Source organism: Mesotoga infera (assembly GCA_011045915.1).
GTDB lineage: Bacteria > Thermotogota > Thermotogae > Petrotogales > Kosmotogaceae > Mesotoga > Mesotoga infera_D.
The window spans coordinates 1-4886 of the sequence record DSBT01000017.1 but is presented as its reverse complement, the minus strand read 5'-3'; the positions used below and the strand labels follow the sequence as shown (position 1 = coordinate 4886).

At 43.2% G+C, this 4886-nt stretch carries 4 protein-coding genes; all 4 read right to left on the bottom strand.

Translation table 11 applies throughout. The features are described 5' to 3' along the window. Nucleotides 1-117: 117 nt before the first annotated feature. On the bottom strand, nt 118-1149 hold the full coding sequence (locus ENN47_00510) for a glycosyltransferase family 2 protein (GenBank protein ID HDP76673.1): 1032 nt from the start codon (nt 1147-1149) through the stop codon (nt 118-120). 92 nt (nt 1150-1241) lie between these two features. Next, nucleotides 1242-2465, bottom strand: coding sequence for a glycosyltransferase family 4 protein (locus ENN47_00505; protein ID HDP76672.1), 1224 nt, complete (start codon nt 2463-2465; stop codon nt 1242-1244). Nucleotides 2466-2529: 64 nt separating this feature from the next. Beyond that, a complete protein-coding gene (locus tag ENN47_00500; protein HDP76671.1) occupies nt 2530-3681 on the bottom strand; it encodes an ATP-dependent carboxylate-amine ligase in 1152 nt (383 codons plus the stop codon). Nucleotides 3682-3740: 59 nt separating this feature from the next. Continuing rightward, complete coding sequence (locus tag ENN47_00495) at nt 3741-4817, bottom strand: hypothetical protein (protein ID HDP76670.1); 1077 nt, start codon at nt 4815-4817, stop codon at nt 3741-3743. Nucleotides 4818-4886 lie beyond the last annotated feature (69 nt).

Here is a 4886-nt window from a genome sequence, read left to right as displayed (position 1 = left end):
TCGACAAAAGAGTCGAGGGATTTTGTTAAGCTATCTCAGTTGCCAGTAGCTGCGATTTCTGAGACAGCAAAGATTTCACGAATATTCATCCCGAGTGGGCGCGAATAAGCTAAGCTCTCAAAGATTCTTCCCTTTATACCTCAAATAGCTGAAGTAGAAGTTTGGAAAGTGTATCAAGAGCACTTTTACGAGCTTATCTTTCATTGACTGCCCTTCATATCTCCGAATCTGCTCTCTAATAATCTGGACATTCATGAGATTCATAAGTTTCTTACTTGGGAATCCACCAAGAGCAAGATTAGCGATTGCCCCAACATATGCTCTCGGAATCAGGTTATTATCCATCATCTCCATAATCTCTTCCTGCGCACCTTGTGCTTCCAGAAACTTCCTCAGCCTTCTGAGAGACCCTACTGTGTGGAAGTGTCTGTAATCGCTTGTTCTTGACGCCGAATGATTTCTAATCACCGACCGTGCAAGAGATTGTTCTTCAAACGCCACTTGTTCTGCAACAAAAAGCGCTTTCATAGTGAACTCCACATCTTCTCCGTTTGTAGCTCCCAATTGGTACTTCAGCATGTGATTTCGTAAAAACAATGTGTTGTACAAGACGCTTCCCGTCCACAACCATGTTTTGTTTTTCATCATAAGAAGAAGGACTGTTCTTCCATCAGTAGGTTTAGACAAATACTGGTATCTGTCTTCGAATCGGCTTATTATTTGACCATTCCAGTCAACAATGTCAAATCCAAATGCCAAAATATCAGCCTTCATCTCGCGGGCCTTTTTATGTACGCTACTTAGGCAATCTTCTGACATTAGATCATCTGAGTCAAAGAATATTACGTATTCTCCTCTAGCGGAAATCAGACCCATGTTTCTTGCCGAACTAACACCGGAGTTCTCTATTCTTATGATCCTTGAAAAAGTGGCTGAGTTTTGAGCCGAATTCAGGACTGAACTGGCAACATCTTCTGTGCTATCTGTTGATCCATCGTTGACAACTATCAGTTCGAAGTTGACGCCTTGCTGGGCTATGATGGTCTTAAGCGTCCTTTCAATAAATCTCTCAGCATTGTATGCAGGTACCACCACTGTAACTGCCACACTTTCTTGAGCAGTTGCTGAAGTAGACAATCTGTTGTTCATCTCAGAATTCTCCTCCCATAGTTGCCAATGAGGAATTAGATGTCCATACGCTCTACAGAGCAATTTCTCAAATGCAAAGATTCGTACTGAGGCTACCGGTAAGACTTAGATGTCTCACTTATGATTTCTTCATAGATGTCTCGCTCTCTTCTAGCTATTTCGTGCCAATCATTTGAGGACACACAATGACTCACAGTTTCTAACTCGAACTCATCCGAAATAATCCATGAAATTCTTTGAGCTAGCTCCTCTGAGAGATTTTCACTGTCACTTGAAGGAAGTCGCTCGTCTCCAACGGCTTCCGGGATTCCGCCCACATTCGTTCCCACTATTCTAGCTCCGCACGCTCTTGCTTCCAGAATAACCGTTCCAAAACCTTCCCGCCTGCTAGGCACAACAAGGACATCGATTGAATTCATAGCCATTGGCATTAGACCATATTCTAATCTTCCGGAGAAGAGCGAAATGTCCCTGGGCATTTTCTCTCGTAGCATTTTCAATAAAGGACCGTCTCCTACAATGAAGAAAAATATGTCCGATCTGAGCTTCAATAGCTCACGTGCGATTGCTGGAAGTCTGTCTGCTCCTTTCACTTCAATTAGATTTCCAACAAAACCCACGATCTTCTTATCGAGCGGCAGGCTTAACTTCTTTCTTGCCTCTTCTTTATCCATAGGTTTGAATACGTTGGTATCTACCCCATTTGGAATGACAATCCCATTGGACTTGTCGTAATCCAGTTTCTCACATGCATCTTTCATCAAAGCCTTACTTACGAAGATTGCGCGTGAAGCATTGCGAAGAATCTCTCTTACCAGAGTATGGAAGTCATACGACAAAGAATGAATCTCCCCCCCGTGCGCCGTTACTATGTAGGGAATCGAATACTTCTGAGAGAGTCGCATGGCGGCATATCCTTCCGGAAACACTCTATGAGCGTGAAGCAGACTGTGTTCTTCGATATTGTTGTTCATCTCGATAGCAGTTGCCATACCCTGAGCGTATTTCAGCCAAGAACTAGGCTCCTGTCTAATTATCCCAATGCGATCTCTTAAGCCAAGAGAGACATTCAATACGGGATAATGCTTTTGATTCACCTGAACTGACTCTATCTGTACAGACGGAGAGTAACCCTTTAGCTTCTTCAAAACCCTAATCGGCAAGCTGTCGAATGTGGAGACTGGGGCGAAGTCAAAAGGCACGCCCAAGTTTTCCAGAGCCTTAAGTCTCTCGACTATGAAGACGCCGCTTGATGAACTCTTTGGCTTTGGGAACATTTCTGAAAAGATCAGTACGCTTGGCTTCTCTCTACTCATACACTCACCATTGATCCGTAGACTAGATAACTGACACGGCTGATTCACGGTGCCTATATAACTTTCAGACAGAACAACCCTTCTTGAGCTTCTTTTCGGAAACTACTGAACGAACTAGATTGCTTTTCCATTCAGCTTCAGGAAAGAGGTAGTTTCGCTCGAAGAAGTTTTTTATAGCCAATTCCTGCGGCCAGTAGGTCTCCTCTGTGAATTGGAGTGTTCCATCCTCAAGAAGGAAATAAGAGCCGGGGATTTCGTCCACTTTCATCTGAATGGGGGTAATGACTCCAATAAACGGAGAGATCTCAATGATCCAGTATTTCCCTTCTTTATCCCTCATCATGTCGACTCCTAACATTGCTTTTCCGATGAGGTCATAAGTCTTCAAAGCAATCTCTATTGCTTCCAGAGGAAGGTCTTCCTTTATTACGACTCCGCTCCCCGAGGCTCTGAAGTCGTTTTTCTTGGGTTTCCGGAAGTAGCCTGTGATTACATCTCCAGCAACATTTACCCTTATGTCAAGACCATCTCCATCTACGAATTTCTGTAGGTAGAGATAGTTTTTTTGACGAAAGTATGCATTGCTTGCCTTCATGCCACAAAATGAGAAAACCCTTCTAGAGTAGGCCGCTAGCTCACGTGGGTTTCTAATCAAGGTTACTTCTCTTGAACTTGCTCCGTGAAAACGCTTCGATACTAGCGGATAAGGGAGGCGATCTTTAATGGACTCAATTTCATCGAAATCGTTTGAAATAAACGTATCGGCCACCGGTAGACCCTTTATCTTCAATAAGTAAGTTAAGAAGACTTTGTCATCACACAGGAGAACCGTCTCATAATCTGGGAAGCATTTCTTACCAAGTTTTTTCTCAAGAATGTAGATCTTTCTCTTTATCTCGTCCAGCTCCGCCGGACCACTGTTGGGTGACCATACTATTAGGTCGAATTTCTCTGCCGCTTCCAGCCAGTCTGAGCGATGGTATTCAAATATCTCGAAATCGAAGCCGTTGTTCTTCAAAAACCTCCTGAATTTCGTCCAGTGCGGATTTTCGTTTATATCACGCGTTAGTCCGACAAATGGTTTTTCCTTGTCTTGAGGCCAGTCAACGATTACATCGCAAGGTTTGTAAAGTTCCACATCATCTTCTCTTGGACTCCTGATATCGGGATTTCCCAGTATCCTTATTGACATGTATCTCATTAGCCTAGTGAGCAACTCACACCTCTTCACGATCTGTAATGTTTGCTGACGAGTCATTTCAGACTTTCTCATTCTCAAATATTAAGAATAGAAGTGATGAAATCTACAAAATCCTCCTCTTTCGAATTATCCCACACAAACTTATCATAATTTGCTCTGAGATTGTCCAAATAGCAGTCATAAGAGTCTAGAGCATTCAGAATCAAGGATGGCTCTTTCGGTTCTTCAAGAAGATTAAGAACAACGCCGGTTTGGGTTTCTTCAACGATCTTTTTCATTGATACGAATCTTTTGCCAATGATGACGGGAGTTCCTGCTGCCAGAGAGTCATAGAACTTGTTTGGCAGTGAATAGATATCGTTTGGATACTGTGGATCCGATCTAGTTTGAAAGGCCAGCAGAGTGAATCTAGCCTTAGATAGTCTGTCCATCATGAGATCGTATTCCAGAAAGGGAAGCTGCTCATCGGCAATGCTGCAGGTTGTACCGATTGAGATCAGTTTGAAATTCCTTTTGATCTCTTTCAGTAAACTGCCGTCTATCGAGATCTTTCTATGTGTGCCTCCAACAACTGCGATTTCTGCGTTCTTGACATTGGTTTCTAGCGAGACTCCAGTTGCAGCATAGTTCGGCAGGCATAACTTAGGTTTGTCAATCATGGTCTTCTCAAACATCATTCTCAGAGCCTCTTCTGATAAGCCGATCACGCCATCGACTAAAGAGAGTTGGGTTTTGAGCACTTTCCAAAGAACTGGATTGAGAAAAGAGAGTCTCTCCGGGAGAAATTGCTCCGGCATAATCTCATGAAGATCGTACAGAAGCTTTCTTCCTCTCTTTTTTACTTCACGAAAGATTTTTACTGGCTGAGAAGCTGGAAATGAGTGAAAATATGCCAGATCGTAATCAAGATCTTGTACCAGCCTCAGTATTTCCTGGTCATGTCGGACCCGCTTGATAAGTTTGTGTCTTCCGGGCATTTCATCTCTGCTAAGCGGAAAACACTGAATGTCTCCTTTGGGCTGAGCAATGGATAAATCATTGCTACCAGAGAACTGATAATAGACCTTGCCCAACTTGGAGAAGATCTCGACGGTTCTCATCACTCTCTTGTCTTTGCAGGAGTGATCGCAGCCAACTACAAGTGTCTTCAAAATCCTTCACCTTTCCCAATTTCATCGATGGCTAACCGTCACAGTGATCTGTACAGTGTTAGTAAACGG